The organism is Streptomyces sp. NPDC005195 (genome assembly GCF_040608315.1).
Taxonomy (GTDB): domain Bacteria; phylum Actinomycetota; class Actinomycetes; order Streptomycetales; family Streptomycetaceae; genus Streptomyces; species Streptomyces kaempferi.
In genome coordinates this window covers 50909-72211 of the sequence record NZ_JBEXHZ010000030.1, presented here as the reverse complement: position 1 = coordinate 72211, position 21303 = coordinate 50909, and the positions used below count along the sequence as shown (strand labels likewise).

Here is a 21303-nt window from a genome sequence, read left to right as displayed (position 1 = left end):
GTTACTGACCGGTACGGTATCCGGCCGCACGCCTCGCCGTCACCGTCGTTCGCCGAGGAATTCGAGGATGTGCCCGAACACGTCGAGAGCCGCGCCCCGGCCAAGGAACGTGTCCAGGTGGCCGTAGCCGGGGATCTCGGTGTACGAGACGTCCAGCCGGGGCTGCCGGTGTGCCAGTACCTCGTGGCAGAGCCTCTGCGAGTCCAGCCACAGTCCGTTCTCGCTGCCCGCGAGCAGCAGTACCGGGGTGTCGATGCGGGCCGCCGCGTCCAGCGCGTTGGGCGGCAGCGCCCGGTAACGGTGGTCGGTGTCGTGCCAGCGCACGACGGTGCGGGCCAGTTCGATGCGGCGCAGGTGCGGCAGGATCCACAGGGGCGCGGGCCCGAGGAGCTCGGCGAGCCGGTCGTGGGTCGCGTCGGACAGGTTCTCGTGCACGAAGAGCGAGGCACCCGAGCCCCAGGCCGAGTTGTGGAGGATCTGGCAGGTCGGGTCCGGACACGCCGCCCCGCGCGACGCGAGGGCGAACAGCGGCGTGTACCTCGACCGCAGGCCCACCTTGCGGAAGTCGACCGGGATGTGGTCGATCCGGTTGCGCAGCAGTTCGCCCGCCACCGTCATGCGCAGCGAGGTGCGCCCCGCGAGCTTCGGCGTCAGGAACACGCCCTGGGAGACGACGCCCGCGAGTCCGGGCACCAGTCCCGCCGTCATGCTCAGCGACAGGGTGAGGGAGCCGACGCAGTGGGCGACCACGAACAGCGGCCGGTCGCCGACGCGTTCGCGGACGCGGGCGACGGCTTCGGGGATGTCGTACAGGGCGACGTCGTCGTACGTGTACCGCCGGCCCGTCTCGTTGTACGGGAAGCGGCGGCTGCCCCGCCAGTCGAGCAGCCAGGGCTCGTAGCCGTCGTCGAGCAGGACGTCGACGAGGTTGCGGGTCTCGGGGAGCAGGAACATGTCGGCGGACGCGGTGTGCCCGTGCAGGAGCAGTACGGCGGGCCGGTCCCGCTCGCCGCTGTCGACGCGGGTGAGCGCGAGGCGTACGCCGTCCCGGGTACGGAAGGGGATCTCCTCGACCCGGGCCGGGTCGAGGCGGTGGCGGAGGGGGTGCGGGGCCGCGCTCGTCCGGACCTTGCGGACCGGCTGCCGGGTGCGGGACGCGACGGTTCTGAGGATCATCGGTGGCGCTCCGAGAGGGTCGGGGTGCGGCGCAGGTCGAGGAGGTCCGCGGCGGCCCGGGCGAAGGGGCCGATCAGCCCGCGGCCCATCTCCAGGCCGAACCAGGCGAGCCAGGTCAGCTTGGCGGCCCGCTGTTCCCGGGCGGTCAGGCGCGGGTCGACCTTGATGCCGTCGATCTGGTCGCGTACGTAGCTGTCCGCGGGCACGACCAACTCACCCGTGAAAGAGGCGGGTTCGCCCTCACGGCCGATGTCGACGCGCAGGGCGCGGGTCTGCCGCCACACGTCACGGCGGGCGCGGGCGTGCTTGTGGCCCTCCAGCCACCAGCGGCCGCCGTCGGCGTCACGCAACAGCAGCCGGTAGGTCAGGAGTCGATGGTGCTGTCCGTGCTCCCGCGGAATGCCCTCCTCGGGGCGGACCCAGAGGTCCCCGCGCGCCACGACCAGCGGTTCGGGATGCACGGCGGAGCACACCAGCTCGCCGCCGGCGTCCACCCGCCGCTCCCCCGCCAGTTGGTACATGCTCGCGATGGAGAGGGTCAGCGCCATCGAGCAGGGGGTGTCGGCGACGGTGCCGACGGGCCCCACGAAGCCCTCGGTCGTCTCGGTGAACCACAGATAGGGCTGGTCGTCCTTGTGCGGGAGCCTGGCCAGGCCGTCCCGGGCGAGACGCTCGAACGTCCGCAGCTGCGCCCGGGAGTCGTAGCGGGCCGGGGGCCGCAGGCCGAGCGCCTCGACGAGCGCGGCGGTGCGGTCACCGGTGGCCGCCGGCCCCTTCAGGGTGGCCTCGCACAGTCTGAGGGCGGTGGGACTGCGCAGCACCCGGGTCAGGAAGTCCAGTTCGGGTACCGGGTCGGTCTCGAGGCGGTTCAGGGCGTCGTCGCGCCACTCGTCCCAGTCCTGTACGCGCACGTGCATGCCGCCGAACGCCATGTCCCGCACCACGTCGTCGAGGGTGTTGGGCACGCCGGTCAGGTGGTAGTCGTGGCCCCAGGCGTCAGGTTCGCAGACGACGGCGGCCGCGACCCGGCTCACCCAGTCCACCGGGGCCGAGTTCAGGTACTGGAAGGCGGGTACGGTGCGGAAGCGGGCGAAGGCCGAGATGAGCCCGCTGCTGAGGTCCTGCGGGTTGTAGGCACCGGTTCTCGTGTGACCGCCGATGCCTCCGGGACGCAACGCGGTGACGACCAGACCGTGGTCGCGCGCCCTGCGCAGCGCGACCTCGGCGGCCCACTTCGTCTGGTCGTAGCCGGCCACGAGGCGGTCGACGTGGGCGAGTTGGTCGTCCTCGCCCATGGAGGCGATGCCCACCTCGTTGAAGACCGCGATGGAGGAGATGTGGTGCAGCGGCTTCGGCGGGCCGGTGGCCGCGAGTTCAGCCAGGGTCAGCGCGCCGAGGACGTTGCTCTGCCGCAACGACTGGTAGCCGCGCAGGAAGTCCACGGCCGCCGCCACCCCGACCACGCTGTCCAGCTCGTGGGCGAGCGTGTTCCAGCGGTCGTCCGACAGGCCGAGGCGCGGGCGGCGGATGTCGCCGGGGAGCACCGTCACCCGGCGGCGGATCTCCGAGGACCAGGGCAGCCGGTGGGTCTTCAGCGCCGCGCCGAGGCGGGCCGAGGCCGCCTCCTCGTCGGGGGCTCGGACGAGGCAGTACACGTGGGCGTCGCTGTGTCTGAGCAGGTCGAGGAGGAGATGGCCGCCGAGGAAGCCGGTGGCGCCGGTGAGCAGGATCCGGCGGGGCGGCAGCGGCTCGGGCGAGCCGGTCCAGGGCAGACGGTCGGCGAGCGAGAGGTCCGCCAGAATCTGCTCCAGGTCTTCGGGACGGGCCGAAGGGTACGAAGAAGGCCGGGAGGGCGGGGAGGGCGGATACGACGAAGACGGCGAGCTGTCGCCAACGGCCCTCCAGGAGCCGGTCGTCGTGCGGGCCAGTGGGGTACGGGGTGCCGTCCCGGGCGGAGGAGTGCGCGGTGCGGGGACCGGCGGGGCCGCACTCCACGCGGGTGCGGGGGTTTCCGACGCGCCTGGAGCGGCGGAGGCCGCGGCGGTACCGGCGGTGGCCAGCCAGCGCCGGGCGAGGCTGCGCGGCCGGGCGTCGGCGAACACCTCGTCGAGGTCCATCTCGATGCCCAGCGAGTCCTCCAGGGCCGCGACGAGTTCCACCGCGCCGACGGAGGTTCCCCCGGCGTCGAAGAAGTCGCTGTCGGGCGACAGCCGCCCTTCGGGTACGAGGGGACCGGCCGCCTCGGCGATCGCGGAGGCCAGGCCGTCCACGTCGGGGGCGGTGGGAGTCGGAGCGGAACCGTGCGGGGCGCCCGCGGTGTGCTCACCTTCGGTTCCGGGACCGGAGGGGGCGGCACCCGCACCCGCACCCGTCCGCGCTCCCTCGCCCGTGACGCTCGTGGCCGGCTCCACCTCGGCCGCGCCCGCGCCCGGTCGCGTGCCGCCCGTGACCGGCTCGGGTCCGGCGGCGAGACCCGCCCTGGACAGCAGGGCCGCCACGCTCAGCCCCCCGTCGCCGCGCTCGATCGCCTCGCCTGCCGCCCGCTGTCCCGCGTACGACGACCTGTCCTCGTTCACTTCACGCATGAGAGCCTTTCACCCCGTGCCCTGATTCCTTTCCCGTACCGCTGTCATGGACCGGGCCACGTGCCGTGGCCGTCCCGCTCACCGTCGCCGCCAGGAGCGGAAGGCCCGCAGCTGATCCGGCGTGACCACACTCTCCAGACGCTCGTCGTCCTGGTCGGCGCCGCCGAGCGCGGCCAGCAGACGCCGGGCCGGCACGTTGCGCGCGGTGCGCTCCGCCGTCAGGCGGACCTTCGCGCAGCCCAACCGGTCTGCACGGTCGGCCAGCCACTGCAGCATCCGCTCCTCGACACCCCGGCCGAGCGCCCGGCAGCTCATCGTCCAGGCGAGGACGTCGAGTCGGCCGCCTTCCGCGCGCAGGGCGAGCAGACCGATCTGCCCGTAGTCGCCGAACCGGTCGCGGGCCACGGCCGTCCACACCTCGCCGTGTTCCCGCCACCGGGCGAGATCGCCGCCGTCGGCCGACCGGGGATGGAGGACGAACTGATTGGTCCGGCGCACGAGTTGTCCGGCCCGCTCGACGTCGTCCCCGGACAGGGCCCTGATGTCGACCTGGAGCTCCAGTTGGGCGAGGAACTCCTCGAATCCGGCCTCTTCGCGGGCCGCGTCCCGTTCCCGTTCCTGCGCGTAGAACCGTGCCCGCAGCCCGTCCTCGACCGTCGCCGCCACCGGCACGAGCGGCCACAACCGGTACAGGAAGTCGGCGAGTTCGGCCGCCGGGGGGCAGGTCAGTGACAGCACCTGCGGCAGCGCCGACCGCATCGCCGCGATCTCGACCGGGTTGTCGTCCAGGTAGAGGAAGCTGTCGAGTCCCAGTCCGAGCGTGCGCGCCGCTCCGGAGAGGCGGTCCGGCTTCGGCCCCCAGGTGGCGGAGAACGCGCTGAAGTGCTCGGTCTTCAGCAGACTGTCCGGACGGTCCAGGACGGCTCGTACCGTGTCTTCGTCGTTGTTGCTGACCAGTGCCAGCAGCACACCGGCCGCCCGCCACTCGAGCAGCCTGCGCGCGAGGAGGGCGCGCGGACCGGTCAGGTCCACCGCGTCCGGGCCGATCTCCCCGGCCACCCCGCCCCACAGGGTCTGGTCGCCGTCCACCGCGATCACCTTCGGCCTGGGGCGCCGCACCGCTCGTACGGCCTCGGCCACCCGCAGGGCCACCGCCGCCTGGAAGGGCGGTGTGAAGGGAAGATGGGCCAGCCGTTCGGTTCGTTCGTCGAAGCGTTCCGCGACGGTGTGGTGGCGTGTCCAGTCCTCCGGGCGGAGCACCGCGATACCGGGGGAGCCGGTGAGTTCGGCGGCGAGGTCGTCCTCCCACCGTGTGAAGCGGTCCTCCTGGCGCGCGGTGGGCGCAAGGCCCACGATCAGCGGCTTGCGGGTCCGCTCGGACAGGGCCTTCAGCGCGGCCGGGTACGCGGTGCGCAGCTCGTCGAGCACCTCGTCGGTGACCGGGCCGAACCGTTCCAGGTCCACCGCCCGCAGCAGCACCACACCCACCGCCGACGCGGGGTCGGCGAAGACGCCCGACGGGTCGCGCAGGGCGGCGAGCACCTGGTGGTAGGGGCCTTCGGCGACCGTCGGACCCTCGTCCCGCCCCCGGTCGGGTGTCCCGTCGCGTACCCCGTCCGGTGTCCACTCCCCGTTCGGTGTCCACTCCCCGTCCGTCGCCGCCTCGACGGCCGCCGCGCACAGCGACGGCAGATGGCCGAGCGCGAAGGTGGCGGCGAGTGCGAGCGAGGGGCGCGGGTGTGCGGCGGGCTCATCCGCGACCGGGGCGCCCGTCGCCGCCCCGCCGTTCCCCGCCGTCGCACTGTTCGTCTCCGCCTCCGCACGGACCGCCGTCGTCGGGTCGTCGGCCGCGTCCGCGAGCAGCCGCAGGAACTGCCGTGCCAGGCCGGTCGAGGTCGCCGCGTCCAGGATGTCGAGGTTGTGGTCGAGGCGGACACGGCCCGCGTCCGGGGTCATCGTGATCATGAGGTCGAGGTCCGAGTAGCCCGTTCCGGCGGGGAGCACCTCGAGCCGTTCGAGGTGGCCGGCAGAGGAACGTACGTAGTTGAAGTACACCTCCACCAGGGGCGCGTTCGCCCGGTGCAGCCCCTGTCCGGCGAGGGTCGGCAACACGTCCGAGAACATGGCGCCCTTGGCGAGGATCCGGTCCAGGCGCGCGTCCGTGCGGCGCACTACGTCCTCGATCCGCTCCCCCGCCCCGGCCTGTGCCGGGAAGGGGACGGGCACCCCGAAGAAGCCCACCGCGTCGTAGGCGTCGGCGTGGATCCGGGTGTCGACGGGCACGGCGAGTACGAAGCGCTCCCGTTGCCGTGCCCTGGCCAGCAGCACGGTCAGGGTACCGAGGCAGAAGGCGGCGGGTGTGACGGCGAGCCGGCTCGCGGCCGCCGTCACCCGTTCCATCAGACCGTCGGGCATCTCCACGGTGACGCTCCCGGCCCGGTACGAACGGGTCGCGGGGCGGGGCCGGGCGAGGGTCAGGTCGAGGCGCGCGGCGCCGTGGAAGGCCTCGCGCCACTCGGCCGTGTCGCCGCCGGGGGTGCCGCCGGTGCGCTGTGCCTCGATCAGCAGGTCGAGGTCGCGATTGCTGGCGGTGCCGCCGAGCGGGGTGCCGGACAGCTCGGCGTCGATCTCCCCCGCGACGAGCAGCAGTGACTGCAGATCGCTCACGGCGTGGTGGGCGCCGAACACGAGGAGCTGGCCGCTGTCGCCCGCGTCCAGCAACTCGAAGCGCCACAGCGGCGCGTCGGCCAGTTCGAACGGTGGCTCCAGCAGTCGGCGCAGCCGGTCGGCGGCGTCGAGTCCGGCGTCACCGCTCACGCCCGTCCAGCGCAGGAGTGGCCCGGTCGCCTCCCTTTCCACGCGCATCCGCCGGCCCGGTCCGCCGCCGGGCATCGCCGTGCGCAGGGCGGCATGCCGTCCGGCGAGCCGGGTGAGGATGTCGGCGAGCGCCTCACGGGTGGTCGGCGCGGTGAGCCGCGCGGCCAGGCCGATGGCGTGCGCCGCGTCCGGCATGTCCGGCCGGGCGCTGCGCAGCAGTCGTACCATGTCGCGGGTCGCGGGCCGCAGTTCGCTCTCGGGTACCTCAGCTGCGGGCTCGGGCCGCCGTTCCTCCTCACGTGGCCCGGTGCCGTGTGCGGGCAGCACCTCGCCCAGCGCCCGTGCCAGGGCCCGGATGTCGGACGCCGAGAACACGGCGGTGGTGGGGAGTTCGGCGTCCAGTTCGCGTGCGAAGGCGTTGCGCAGCCGGACGAGCATCAGCGAGTCCAGGCCCAGTTCCTTGAGGGGCGTGGTCGCGGACGCTTCGACCGCACCGCCGGAGACCTGGCCGACCTTTGCCCGTACGTACGCTTCGAGCCGTGCGGTGCGGTCCCGGTCCGTGGTCGCCGCGAACACCCCTGTGACGAGGGCGTCCGTGTCCGCCGAGGCCGCCGTGGTGGTGATCAGGTCGCCCAGGATCGGGCGGGTGCGGGCCGCGTCCGGGTCGAGCGCCAGTGCCTCCCAGTCCAGGGCGAGAGGCGCGAGTTGGCGGCGGGAGGTGGCGAGCAGCCGCTCGAACAGGTCGCCGCCCTCCTGCGGGGAGAAGGCGATCAGACCCGACCGGCCGGTCTCGGCGGCCCGGGTTCCGGACCCGGCGACCATGCCCACCCCCGTCCAGGCGCCCCAGTCCAGGCTCAGCGCCCGGCGGTCGGTGCGGGACAGATGGTGCGCCCAGGCGTCGAGGAAGGCGTTCGCCGCCGCGTACGGGCTCTGTCCGGCCGAACCGAGCAGACCGGCCGCCGAGGCGAAGAGAACGAACTGCCCGGCCTCCGGGACGAGTTCGGTGAGCAGGGCGGTGCCCAGGACCTTGGGTGCGAGGACGCTGAGGACGCGGTCGTCGGTCAGGGTGGCCACCGTGGCGTCGTCGAGGACGCCGGCCGCGTGGACGACCCCGGCGATCGGTCCGGCCGCCTGTCGCACGGTGTCCAGGGCGGCCGTCAGCGCGTCACGGTCGGCGACATCCGCGCGGACGGGACACACGGTGACACCGCGCGCTTCGAGCCCGGCGATCCAGTTCGCCGCGTCCGCGTCGGGTCCGCCGCGGCTCAGCGGGGCCAGCCGTCGGGCACCCAGGCGCACCAGCCGCTCGGCGACCACCCGTCCGAGTCCGCCGAGACCGCCCGTGATCAGATACACGCCGTCGGCGGTGATCCCTTCGGGCCCGCCGTCGTCGGGGCGGGTCCGGGTCAGCCTCGGTACCAGCCGGCCCGACTCCCGCAGTGCGACGAGCCGTTCGTCGTCCGCGTGCCGCAGTTGCGTCCACAGGGCGTCGCCGCCGTCCGTGGCCGGCAGGTCGATCAGCGTGGTCGCCAGTTCCGGGTGTTCCTGGGCCACCGCGAGGCCGAAGCCCCAGGCGAGCGCCTGCTGAGGGTGCGTCACCTGTGTGCTGCCACCGGCGGCCTGGCTGCCGCGTACGACCACGAACAGGCGCGGGGCGCGGCCCCGCGGGTGGTTCGCGAGTGCCCGCACCAGGTGCAGGGTGCTGAGGCAGCACCGGCGGGCGGCCTCCTCGGCCGTGGCGGTGTTCTCGATGGAGGGTGCGTCGAGCGCGGACAGGTGCACCACCCGTTCGGGCGGTCCGTCGGCGAAGGCCTCGTCGAGCAGCCGGGCCAACTGACCGGGGTCGGCCGGATCGAGGACGTAGCGGCCGGGGCCCTCGGCGCCGAACGCCTCGCCGGTGCGGGCGATCACGTGCGGTGTCGAGGCGGCGGCCAGCCGCTCCGCGAGCGCGGCACCCACTCCGGTCCCGTCCGCGAGGACCAGCCACCTTCCCTGGCCGGCCGGCTCCTGTGCGTCGGGGCGTGGCTGCCAGCGGGTCTCGAAGAGTGCGCCGTCCGCCCGCGTGAGCGCGGTCAGTGCGAACCCCTGTGCCTCCAGGACCAGTTGGTCGTCCTCGTCCCAGAGCCCGAGATCCAGCAGCGCGGTGTCGCCCTCCACGGAACGCAGTCGGCAGGTCACCCACGCGGGGGTGCCACCGCGGCCGGTGAAGCGCAGCCGTCCGACACCGGCGGGCACGAACGCCCGGCCCTCGGGGGCGTTCGCGGGCAGGGCCGCCGTGTGGAAGGCGGCGTCGAGCACGGCGGGGTGCACGAGGTGGCCGGCGGGGGGACGCGGGGCGAGCCGGCCCACCGCTTCGGAGTCCGCGCGGTGGCCCTGTTCGAGGCCCCGGAAGGCGGGGCCGTAGTCGATGCCGAGGGTGGCCAGCCCCGCGTAGACGGCAGACAGGCCGACCGCCTCCCCGCACTTCGCACGCAGCACCGCGAGTTCCTCGCCCGCGTCCGGCGCGGGCTCCGCGGCGCCGGTCAGGACGCGTCCGGTGACATGCCGCTCCCACCGGGCCGGCCGCTCACCCGCGGGGGCCGAGGAGATGGTGAAGTCCCGCGAGCCGTCCTCGGCGGACCGCAGGACCAGTTGCACCCGTACGGGCCGCTCCGCGTCGAGCGCCAGGGGCCGCACGAACCTCACGTCGGCGAGCCGCACCTCACCGCCGTCCCGCGCTTCTCCGCCGTCCCGCGCCTCGTCGCCGTCCGCCACCGCCGAGGCGGCCTCCATGGCGAGGGCGAGGAACGCGGCGCCGGGCAGCCAGACCTCGCCGCCGACCCGGTGGTCGCCCAGGTAGGCGAAGCGGCTGTCGCGCAGGTCGATCTCGTTCTGGAAGAGGTGCCGGCCGGGTGTGTCGCTGGCCTCGACGTGCGTACCGAGGAGCGGTGAGCTGCCGGCCGTCGCGGTGGCCGGGGCGGGTGCGAGCCAGTGGCGTTCGCGGGCGAAGGCGTAGGTGGGCAGATCGACGCGGCGGCCCCGCGGGAACAGCGCCGGCCAGTCGGGCGTGTACCCGCCCTCGTACAACTCCCCCAGTCCGCGCAGCAGTACGTCCCGCCCGTCCCGCTGCCGGCTCAGCGAGCCGACGACCACCACGTCGATCCCCGCCTCCGCCGCCACCGCCTCGACCGACGCGGTGAGCGACGGGTGCGGGCTCAGCTCGACGAAGTAGCGGTAGCCGTCGTCGAGCATCCGCCGGATCGTGTCCGCGAAACGGACCGGGCGGCCGAGGTTGGCGTACCAGTGGTCGGCGTCCAGCCGGTCGCCGGGCACGGGCGCGGCCAGCACCGTCGAGTAGAGCGGGGTCGGGGTGCGGGTGCCCCTGATGCCGGCGAGCCGGCCGAGCAGATCCTCGCGGACCGGGTCCATCAGGGGGGTGTGCGAGGCGAACGGGGTCGACAGCCGCCGTACGGGGATGCCCCGTGCGTCGAGGTGCCGGCGCAGCGCGTCCAGTGCCTCGGCGTCGCCGGACACCGCTGTGGAGGACGCGCTGTTGACGGCCGCGACGAAGAGCCGGTCCCGGTGGGGCGCGAGCAGTTCCTCGGCTTGCGCGAGCGGGAGTTCCAGGGACAGCATGCCGCCCTGTCCGACCAGCGGGGCGACGGCGCCGGCACGTGCGGTCACCACGGCCGCGGCGTCGTCCAGGGTGAGGGCGCCCGCGGTGTACGCGGCGGCGATCTCGCCGAGGCTGTGCCCGACCACGGCGTCCGGCCGGACGCCGAGAGCCCGCCAGGCGGCGGCGAGGGCCGCGTTCAGCGCGAACAGCACCGGCTGCAGGAACTCCGTCCGGTCGAGCGGGGCGAACTCCTCCGGGGCTCGGAGCACGTTGAGGACCGACCAGCCGACGTGGCGGTGCACCGCTTCGTCGATCCGGGACAGCTCCTCGTGGAAGGCCGTCGACTCGGCCGACAACTCCGTGCCCATCCCGGGCCATTGGCCGCCGTGCCCGGCGAGGACGAAGGCCACCTTGCCGGTCCGCTCCTCGTGGGACCGGGCCGGCGGTGTCCGTCCGCCGGCCAGCGCGTCGAGCCGGGCGCGCAGTTCGTCGCGGTCGCCCGCCACGATCCCCGCGCGCCGTTCGAAGTGGCCGCGGTGTCGCGCCAGCGTGTGGGCGACGTCCGGCAGGGCGACCTCCCGCGTCAGGTGACGGGACAGCCGCCCGGCCTGCCCGCGTACGGCGGACTCACTGCGCCCGGACAGCACGAACAGCCACTTGCCGGTGCCGGTGGCGGCTTCGGCCGTCGGCCGTGCCTCGGCTCTCGGGGCCTCCTCCACGACCAGGTGCGCGTTGGTTCCGCTGATCCCGAAGGCGCTCACGCCGGCCCGCCGTACACGCTCACCGGTGGACGGCCAGGGAGCCGTCTCCCGCAGCAGCCGCAACCCGCTGCCGTCCCAGTCGACATGGCGACTGGGCGTGCCGGCGTGCAGGGTGCGGGGCAGCGAGTGGTGACGCAGGGACTGGACGACCTTGATCAGCCCGAGCACGCCCGAAGCGGCCTGCGCGTGACCGATGTTGGACTTGAGCGAGCCGAGACACAGGGGCCGGCCCTGCGGGCGCGAGGCGCCGAAGACCTCCGCCAGGGCGTTCGCCTCGATCGGGTCGCCGAGCGTCGTCCCGGTCCCGTGCGCCTCGACGTAGTCGATGTCGGCCGGTGCCAGCCCGGACAGCTCCAGCGCCCGCCGGACCACCTGCTCCTGAGCCGGGCCGTTGGGCGCGGACAGTCCCTGACTGCGGCCGTCCTGGTTGACCGCGGTACCGCGCAGCACGGCGAGCACCTCGTCGCCGTCGCGGCGCGCGTCACCGAGCCGCTTCAGTACGACCATGCCCGCCCCCTCGGCCCAGACGGCTCCGTCGGCGTCGTCGGAGAAGGAGCGGCAGCGCCCGGTCGGGGACAGCCCCCGCAGACGGCTGAACTCGACGAAGGTCCCCGGTGTCACCATCAGGGTCACCCCGCCGGCGAGCGCGAGGTCGCACTCGCCCGACCGGAGCGCCTGCGCCGCAAGGTGCAGCGCCACCAGCGACGAGGAGCAGGCCGTGTCCACGGTCAGCGCCGGTCCGTTCAGACCCAGCGTGTACGCGAGCCGTCCCGAGGCCACGCTCAGCGCCGACCCGGTACCCACGTACCCGTCCAGTTGGTCGAGCCGGGAGCCCGCGAGATAGTCGCTGCCGAACATGCCGACATACACACCGGTGGCGCTGCCCGCCAGCTCGGCGGGGACGATCCCGGCGCGCTCCAGCGCCTCCCAGGCCGTCTCCAGCAGGACGCGCTGCTGCGGGTCCATGGCCGCCGCCTCCTTCGCAGTGATGCCGAAGAAGCCCGCGTCGAAGGAGTCCAGGTCGTCGAGGAATCCGCCTTCCCGCGCGTACGACTTGCCCAGGGCCTCCGGGTCGGGGTCGTACAGTGACCGCACGTCCCAGCGTGCCTCGGGGAACGGACCGACCGCGTCGCGGCCCTCGGCGACCAGGTGCCACAGGCCCTCGGGGTCGTGCGCGCCGCCGGGCAGCCGGCACGCCATGCCCACCAGCGCCAGTGGCTCGTCCGCGGCGGGCGTGGTGTCGCGGGCGTGCCGGGGACCGGGCGCGCTCCGCGGGGCCCCGGGACCGCCGGCAACGAGCGCGGTGGCCAGCAGATGCGCGGTGAGCCGGGCCGCGGTGGGGTGGTCGAAGAGCAGGGTGGCGGGCAGCCTGGCTCCGATCCGGGTGCCGATGCGGTTGCGCAGCTCCACCGCCGTCACCGAGTCCATGCCGAGTTCGCGCAACGGCCGGTCGGACCGCACGGATTCGGCCGAGCGCAGGCCGAGTGCTCTGGCGGCCTCCTCGCGGACCAGGGCCAGGACGCGGGCGGCGCGTTCGGTCTCCGGCAGCCGGGCCAGCCGGTCCGCCAGACCCTCGGCCCCGTCCCGGTCGCCGCGCGGCGCGGGCAGCAAGGAGCGCCAGAGCGCCGTCGGGCGGTCGCCCGCGGCCACCGTGTTCTCGCGCAGTCGGGGCAGGTCCAGGGACCAGGCGACCAGATGCGGTGCGCCACGGAGCAGGGCGAGTTCGACGAGTTCGCGGCCCTGGTCCGGGGTGAGGGTCCGGTGGCCGGCACGGGCCATCCGGTCCAGGTCGGCGTGTTCGGCGGCGAGGCCCTCGCCCGCCCAGGCACCGAAGGAGACCGAGACGCCAGGCAGGCCCAGGGCGGCTCGGTGGTGGGCGAGTTGGTCGAGAAAGACGTTGGCCGCCGCGTAGTTGGCCTGGCCCGCGGTGCCGACGACACCTGCCGCCGAGGAGACCAGCAGAAACAGGTCGAGGGGCATGTCGGCGGTGAGCCGGTGCAGATGGGCGGCGCCGTCGACCTTGGGGCGCAGTACCCGCGCCAGGCGTTCGGGCGTCAGGTCGGTGATCAGGCCGTCGGCCAGGACTCCGGCGCAGTGGACGACCCCGCGCAGCGGCAACTCCGCTGTCCCACGGGCGAGTACGCCGGCCAGGGCTTCGGCGTCCGCGACGTCGCACGCGGCGATCTCGGCCTCGGCGCCGAGTGCGGTGAGTTCGGCGGTAACCTCTTCGGCGCGCGGATCGTCCGGACCTCGACGGGACGTCAGAAGCAGCCGGGGGACGCCCTGTTCGGCGAGCAGCCGGGCGATGTGGCGGCCGACCGCGCCGAGCCCGCCGGTGATCAGCACCGTGCCGTCGGTGGGCACCGGGCCGGGACGCCCGACCAGGTCGAGGACGACGGCCTCGCCGGACGCGGTCCGCCGCCGCAGTGCCCCGCGTGCGCCGGTGACGGGCAGGACCCGGGGGCGGGCCGGACGTGTCGCACCGGTGAGGGCGGCGTGCAGCGCCTCGGCCGGTTCTCCCGCGGCGCCCGCGCCACCGGCCGCGAGGGCCAGGGCCGCCGCCGTGGTGAACGGCACGTCGTCCGGGAGCACCGCGAGCCGCCGTACGTCCACGACCGCCTCGGAGCCGGGTGGCGTGTCGGCGAGCGCGCAGACCCGCAGACCGGGAGCCGGGTTCCCGGTGTCGGCGCCGGCCTCGGTCAGCACACCGGCGCACGCGGTGCGGGCTCGCGCGCTGCCGGGCTGGGGGACCGCGACGGCGTGCACCTGGATCCTGACCTGGCCGGGGGCCAGGGCGTGGGATGCCACCGCGCGCAGGGCGGGGTCCGCCGGGAGCCCGGTCAGTTCGTACCGGTCCCCGGCCGGAATCCGCAAGGTGTCCGCCGCGCGGGCGCGCACCAGCCGCGGTACGAGCAAGGTGCCTCCCCGGAGGGCGAGTTCGGGTTCATCGGTATGCGCGAGGGCGGCCGGGAGGACGTCACCGGAGGGGAAGCCGCCGGAGGGTCCGGAGCCGTCGAGGTCCAGCAGGGTCAGTCCGAGGTGCGGGTGTTCGGTCCGGGCGCTGCGGGCCATGCCCCACAGCACGGACTGGGCCAGCGCGGGCACAGTGTCTCCGGCACCGGTCGCGATCGCGCCGCGGGTCACCCACACGGTCCGGGCGGGCAGCCGGTCCTCGGCGAGCGCCGAGAGGCCACGCAGTCGGGCCAGCGCGTCGGCGGCCAACTCCTGTGCGGCGTCCGCCGGTTCCGCGCCGGGCGTCGGACGCGGCCAGAACCGTACGAGGATGTCGGCGTCCGTCTCCCGCACCTGGAGGCCCGCCGCCTCCAGGCCGCGCACGGCGGCCACGACGTCCGGGTCCGAGCGGTCGCCGTCGACGGCCCACACGGCGCCCGGTGCTCCGGCGGGTTCTCCGGGCGCGGCCGTCCACGCCACTTCGTACAGGTGACGGCCGTTCTCCGAGGCGCCGTTCAGGTCCGCCGGGTCGGCGGCCCGCAGCCGTACGTCCTCCAGCCGGCCCGCCGGAAAGCCGTCCGCATCCCACAGCGTCACGTCGAGGGTGAGGTCCGTCCCCACGCCGCCCGACCTCCGGACCAGCGCCGTGAGGTCGCCGGTGGGGCCGGGCGGCAGGACGCATCGGCCCACCGCGACCGGCAGCAGCACCCGGCCGTCGGACGCGCCGCCGGTGTCCAGCGCGGCGGCCACGTGCAGCGCCGCGTCCAGCAGTGCCGGGTGGACGGGGTAGGCGTCGGTCGTCTCCCGGGCCACGGCGGGCAGGGCGAGCCGGGCCAGCAGTTCGCCGTCGACGGTGGTCGTGACGGCCGACCGGACTCCCTGGAACGCCGGTCCGTAACCGAGGCCCAGGGCGCTCAGCCGCTCGTACGTCCGTGTGCTCCAGACGGACTCGGTGGCCTCCGGCCACACCGGCGGGCGGGCGGGCGGCGCCGGGACGGGCACGGCCGCCGAGGCGGTCGCGTGCAGGGTCCAGCCGGGGTTCTGGCGGCCGCGCGGACGGCTGTGCACGGTGATCTCCGGGGCGGAGCCCGTGCTGACCAGCTCGACGGACACCTCGACCGTGCCGGACTCCGGCAGGACGAGGGGCGCGAGCAGGAGCAGGTCGGTCACGTCGCCGGGAACGTCCGGGCGGGCCACGGCGAGCGCGGCCCGGCACAGCTCCATCAGGGTGGTGCCCGACACCACGGTCCGTCCGAACACGGTGTGGTCGGACAGCCAGTCCGCGGTGGCCGGGGACCACTCGTCGCGGAAGGTCCAGCGGGTCTCGTCCGCGGACTGCAGCTGAATGCCGAGCAGTGGGTGCGCGGCGCGGTCGAGGAGTCCGGAAGCTCCGGCCGCGGGCTCGGGCTCGGTCCAGTAGGACTGTGTGTCCCAGGCGTACGTGGGAAGCTCGACGCGCTCCGAGTCGGGGGCCGTCCCGTGCCAGTCGATCGGCCCTCCGTGGACGTGGAGTTCGGCGGCGGCCCGGTCCAGACAGGCGGGTCCGTCCTCGTCCCGACGCAGCGATCCGACGGCGACCAGGTCCTCGTGGCCGGAGTCCTCGGCGACCGTGCGCAGGGCGGTGACGAGGGAGGGGTGGGGACTGAGTTCGACGAAGCAGCGGTAGCCGTCGGCCACCATGCGCTCCACGGTGGGCGCGAAGCGGACGGGTTCGCGCAGGTTCGTGTACCAGTAGTCGGCTTCGAGTTCCTCCGTGACCGGCTCGCCGGTGACCGTGGAGTACCAGTCGACGGGGGCCGGGCAGGTGGTGACGCCGTCCAGTTCGCCGAGGATCGTCGCACGCAGCGGTTCGACCCGGGCGCTGTGGGAGGCGTAGTCGACGTCGAGGCGGCGGACGAACACCTGCTGCCGGTCGAGGTCGGCGAGCAGGGTTTCGAGCGGTTCCGTGTCGCCGGCGATCACCGTCGAACGGCCGCTGTTCACGGCGGCGACGCAGACCCGTCCGCCCAGTCCGGCCAGGTACGCCTCGACCTCGGTGTGCGGCAGGGCGACGACGGCCATGGTTCCGGTGCCGGACAGCGCGGTCAGGGCCTGGCTGCGCAGGGCGACCACCGCTGCCGCGTCGTTGAGGCTGAGCGCGCCGGCCACACAGGCCGCGGCGACCTCGCCCTGACTGTGCCCGATCACCGCGTCCGGTCGTACGCCACGGGCCCGCCACAGCGCGGCCAGGGAGACCATCACGGCGAACAGGACCGGCTGGACGACATCCACCCGCTCCAGGGACGGCGCACCCTCGTCACCGCGCAGGACGGCCGCCACCGACCAGACGGTGAACGGGCGCAGGGCCGCGTCGCATCGGTCGAGTTCGTCGGCGAACACCGGTGACGTGTCCAGCAGTTCGCGGGCCATGCCGGACCACTGGGCACCCTGGCCGGGAAAGACGAACGCCAGCTTTCCCGGCGGACACGTCGCTCGGGGACCTACGAGGAGCTCGGTGTCGGGCTGTCCCCCGGCGAGTGCGCGCAGGGCCGCGAGCAGTTCGTCGCGGTCGCCCGCCCGGACGACGGCGCGGTGTTCGAAGTGCGTGCGGTGGTGGGCCAGGGTCGCGGCCACGGCGGACAGCGTCACACCGGGCCGTTCGGCGAGCGCGTCGAGCAGGCGGGCGGCCTGGCCCCTGAGCGCCGGGAGGGTACGGGCGGACAGGGGGAAGAGTGCCGCGGCGCGTCCCGTGCCGGGCTCCTCGGTGCCCGGCTGCCGGGCGGGTGTGGCAGCGGCGAGCGCGGCCGTTCGTGCCACGTCCCGCGGTGCCTCCTCCAGGACCACGTGCGCGTTGGTTCCGCTGATGCCGAACGCGCTCACTCCGGCCCGCCGCACCCGGTCGCCGTGCCGCGGCCACGCTCGGGCGTCGCTGTGCAATCGCAGGCCGCCGCCGGCCCAGTCGACGTGCTCGGTCGGGGTCTTCGCGTGCAAGGACGCGGGAAGCAGTTCGTGACCGAGGGACAGGACGGTCTTGATGACGCCGCCGATGCCCGCCGCGGCCTGGGTGTGACCGATGTTGGACTTCAGGGAGCCGACTCCGAGGGGCCGGTCCGCCGGACGTCCCGGTCCGAACACCGAGGCGAGCGCCCGGCCTTCGATGGGGTCGCCGAGCCGCGTACCGGTGCCGTGCGCCTCGACGTAGTCCAAGTCCTCCGGCCGGAGTCCGGCGTCGGCGAGCGCGGCGCGCAACACCCGTTCCTGCGCGCGGCCGTTGGGGGCGCTCAGGCCCTGGCTCCGGCCGTCCTGGTTGACCGCCGAGCCCTTGACGACGGCGAGGATCCGGTCGCCGTCCCGGCGCGCGTCCGCGAGCCGCTTGAGCAGCACCAGACCGCAGCCCTCGGCCCACACCACCCCGTCGGCTTCGGTGGAGAACGGGCTGCACCGCCCGGTCGGCGACAGTCCGCGCAGCCTGCTGAACTCGACGTGCCCGCGCGGTGTCACGAGGAGCGTGACGCCGCCCGCCAGCGCGAGGTCGCACTCACCGCTCGCCAGCGCCCGCGCCGCCAGGTGCAGGGCGACGAGGGAGGAGGAGCAGGCGGTGTCCACGGTCACGGCCGGACCGCGCAGACCGAGGGTGTACGCGATACGCCCGGACGCCACGCTGGGCGCCGAGCCGGTGCCCACGTGCCCGTCGAGCTGCTCCAGAGGGGCCGCGGCGAGGTATCCGCTGTCGTACAGGCCGAGGTAGACGCCCGTGGAGCTGCCGTTCAGTGTCTCCGGGACGATCCCGGCGCGCTCGATCGCCTCCCAGCCCGTCCGCAGCAGAAGCCGCTGCTGCGGGTCCATGGCCGCGGCCTCGCGCGCCGAGATCCCGAAGAAGGGCGCGTCGAATCGGTCGATGCCGGTCAGGAACCCGCCGCGCAGGGTGTACGCCTTGCCGGCGGCCTCCGGGTCGGGGTCCAGAAGCGCATGGGTGTCCCAACGGCCCGCGGGCACCTCGCCGACGGCGTCCTCGCCCTCGGCCAGCAGCCGCCACAGGGCCTCGGGGTCGTCGGCGCCACCGGGGAAACGGCAGGCCATGGAGATGATCGCGATGTCGCCGTCCGCCCGTGCGGGTGCGCCGGCCGGCGCCGAATCCGGGACCGGGACCGGGACCGGGTCGGCGGTCAGGGCGGGTCCTTCGCCGAGGACCGTTTCGGCGATCGCCGCGATCGTAGGGTGGTTGAAGACGAGGGAGGGCTCCAAGGGCCGGCCGAGCCACTCGGACAGTTCGACCGCCAGCGTCACCAACTGCCGCGATCCCAGACCGAATTCCGCGATCGGACGCTCTGGGGCGACGGCCGCGGGGTCGAGCCCGGCCGCCACGGCGACGGCCGACGTCAGCCACGCACGTACGTCCTCGGGGGTCGTCGCGGGCGTCTCGGGCAACTGCTTGGGGGACTCGTTCGCAGGCATCTGGGCAGGTGTCCTCGTGAACTCGGGCTCAGGTGGATGCCGTACGGCCGCCACGGCGGAGCGCACGGGGTACGGCTGATGCCGCCGACGTACGGCAGACGGCAGACGGCAGACGGCAGACGGCAGACGGCAGACGGCGAACTCGGCTGGTTCTCGGCGGGTTTCGGGGCGTAAGGGTGACGAACGGCGCCACGGACGGACGGCCCGCGCCTACGCCCGGTACCCCCATCGGGGCGGCGACCACGCACGGCGGAGCGACCCGGCGCACGTCACAGGACGACCGGGGAACCTCCGACGGCGCGTGCGGGCGCGCTGTCGGCGGGCGCCGTCATCCCGAGGCGGGCGCGCCCACCGGGGAGAGGGTGCCGTCGAGGTACGCCGTCCGGGTGGCACGGCGCTGGATCTTCCCGCTGGACGTCTTCGGAATGGTGCCGGGGCGGACGAGCACCACATCGCGCACCGGCAGGCCGTGGGCCTCCCCGATCGCGCCGCGGATCAGGCCGACGATCTTCTCGGACTCGCCGAGTGCCTCCGGGGCCGTCTCCGCGACGACGACGGGCTGCTCGCCCTCGTCCTCCCCGGCGTCCACGGAGAAGGCGGCGGTACAGCCGGGCCGCAGCGACCAGTGGGACATCTCGGCGGACAGTTCCAGGTCCTGGGGGTAGTGGTTGCGGCCGCCGATGACCAGCAGGTCCTTGAGCCGACCGGTGACGAAGAGTTCACCGTCCCGCAGGAAACCGAGGTCGCCGGTGCGCAGGAAGTATCCCTCGCGGTCCTTCAGGGTGGCCCGGAACGTCTGCCGGGTCGCGAGGGCGTTGCGCCAGTAGCCCCTGGCGACGCTCGCGCCGGCGACCCAGATCTCACCGACCTCGCCCTCGGGCAGTTCCTCCTGCCGCTCGGGGTCCGCGATGACCACGGTGGTACCGGGGCCGGTCCGGCCTGAGCCGACCGCCACCGCGTCCGCCGCGCCGGCGTGCGGACCGGTCTCCGCGGACTCGACCAGGGTGGGCGGGGCCTGTACCGAGCCGCCGGTGACGATCAGGGTGGCCTCCGCCAGGCCGTAGCACGGGTACAAGGCCTCCCGGCGGAGGCCCGCGGCGGCGAAGGTGTCGGTGAACCGGCGCAGGGTGGCGGCCCGCACCGGTTCCGCGCCGTTGAAGGCGACCCGCCAACGGCTCAGGTCGAGACCGTCGAGGAGTTCGGGCGTCGCGTGCTTCAGGCACAGCTCGTAGGCGAAGTTGGGGCCGCCGCTGGTGTGCGCGCGGTAGTGGCTGACGGCCTTCGGCCAGCGCTCGGGCCGGTGCAGGAAGTGCAGCGGCGAGAAGAACGTGGCGGTCACCCCGAGGTACACGGCGTTCAGGACCGGGCCGATGAGTCCCATGTCGTGGTAGACGGGAAGCCAGCTGACGAAGAGTTCGTGGCCGTACTCCTCGATCACCTCGGGAGTGTGGCCCATCCGCTCCGTGATGACCCGCTCGTTGTCGAGCAGGTTCGCGTGGGTCACCATCACACCGCGCGGGGCGGAGGTGGATCCGGAGGTGTACTGAAGGAAGGCGACGGAGTCGGCGGTGAGATCGGGTTCGCGCCAGGAGCCGGCCGCCTCGTCGGGGATGTCCTCGGTCGCGACGCAGGTGATCCCGGCCAGTTCCGGCAGGTGCTCCGCCATGGTGGCCAGGGCGGCCATCACATCACGGCCGCCCAGGATCACCTTGGCGTCCGCGTCGGCGATCAGGCGCTTCGTCCGGAGCAGGGCACGGTGGTTCTGCGACCGTCCCTGCGGAGGCACGCCCGGCACGGCGACGACTCCGGCCGAAAGACAGCCCAGATAGCCCGACATGAACTCGAGTCCGGGCGGATAGAGCAGCATCGCGCGGGAACCGGCCAGTCCGCGTTCCTGCAACCAGGCAGCGACGGCCCGGGACCGCTCGGCCAGCCGTCCGTAGGAGATGTCCTGGATCTCTCCGTCGCAGTCGCCCGTGACGAGATACCGGTAGGCGGTCCGATCAGGCTGTCGGGAGGCGTGCGCGGTCAGTAAATCGACCAGGGAACGAGCCATATGAGGTGTCTCACCTGTTCGGATGAGTAAGCGAGAAAACTGGAGTTCGAAGGCCGCGTCACAGATACGCGCGGCTGCCGTGTCCGCCTGGCCCCCTTGCCAGAGCGTCCGTCTCGGCCAACCCGCCCGAGGAGCAACGGAACTGCTTCCGTCCGCTCCCCGCGACCCCCGTGCGACTTGCTACCAACGAGTAGGACGATAGCAAGAATCGCCACTCCGACCGGTGCAACTCCGGCTGCAAATCATGGAATTGCACGGTCCGCTCACCGAACACCGTTCCTGGACGGCTGAATTGGCTGGTGTGCGCCGGGAAGGAAGTGAATATGTGTGTCGCGTCACGCACTTCGAACAATGTCCCGCTCATCGACAACGCGGGAATACGTCCGGTCCCTCGCCCGCACACCGCCTCGTCCGTCGTCGCGCCCACGGCCGCGACGCGGGTCCGGACAAGAGTGAGGCGGACCGCGCGATGCGCGGTCCGCCGAATACCCTCGCCGTCGAGGAATTACTGGCTGACGTTGATGGCCTGACCGGCACCCGAGTCCGCCACCGACCACGAGGAGTGGTCGTTGAGCGCGGCAGACTCGTTGTGCGCGGAGATGTTGGCGACGTGCTTGGTGACGTTCACCGTCTTGCCGATGCTGAACTTCAGCCGGCCCAGAGCCTCACGGCCCGGCAGCAGCTCCGCCGACTCGGCGTCCAGTTCACGAGGATCCATCATGATCAATTCCCCCTAAGGAATCGGTGCCCTGTGCTCGTCGGGCGCGGTCAGGTTCCCCCCGGGCCGTGCCCAACTCCGTCGGACGAACTGTCCAACGAGATTGGACAGTAGAGGACGGGACGCCCGCGCCGCAAGGGATTCAAGGGGGCGGCGAGGACTGGACGGGAGTTCGAATGAGCCACCCCACCCTCGACCGCCACCCCGAT

Annotated in this window: 5 protein-coding genes; all 5 read right to left on the bottom strand. The window is 73.8% G+C overall.

Translation table 11 applies throughout. The annotated features are described in order from the left end of the window. Positions 1 to 39: 39 nt before the first annotated feature. Positions 40 to 1176 (bottom strand): alpha/beta fold hydrolase, encoded by a 1137-nt coding sequence (locus ABZV34_RS26085; RefSeq protein WP_356281242.1) that lies wholly within the window; start codon positions 1174 to 1176, stop codon positions 40 to 42. Next, on the bottom strand, positions 1173 to 3761 hold the full coding sequence (locus ABZV34_RS26080; RefSeq protein WP_356281239.1) for a thioester reductase domain-containing protein: 2589 nt from the start codon (positions 3759 to 3761) through the stop codon (positions 1173 to 1175). The genes ABZV34_RS26085 and ABZV34_RS26080 overlap by 4 nt, the downstream gene beginning before the upstream one ends. Before the next feature lie 78 nt (positions 3762 to 3839). After that, positions 3840 to 18320 (bottom strand): SDR family NAD(P)-dependent oxidoreductase, encoded by a 14481-nt coding sequence (locus ABZV34_RS26075; protein ID WP_356281236.1) that lies wholly within the window; start codon positions 18318 to 18320, stop codon positions 3840 to 3842. A gap of 328 nt (positions 18321 to 18648) precedes the next feature. Next, positions 18649 to 20376 (bottom strand): fatty acyl-AMP ligase, encoded by a 1728-nt coding sequence (locus tag ABZV34_RS26070; protein ID WP_356281233.1) that lies wholly within the window; start codon positions 20374 to 20376, stop codon positions 18649 to 18651. 505 nt (positions 20377 to 20881) lie between these two features. After that, on the bottom strand, positions 20882 to 21097 hold the full coding sequence (locus ABZV34_RS26065; protein WP_194280770.1) for a hypothetical protein: 216 nt from the start codon (positions 21095 to 21097) through the stop codon (positions 20882 to 20884). Between the last annotated feature and the right edge of the window lie 206 nt (positions 21098 to 21303).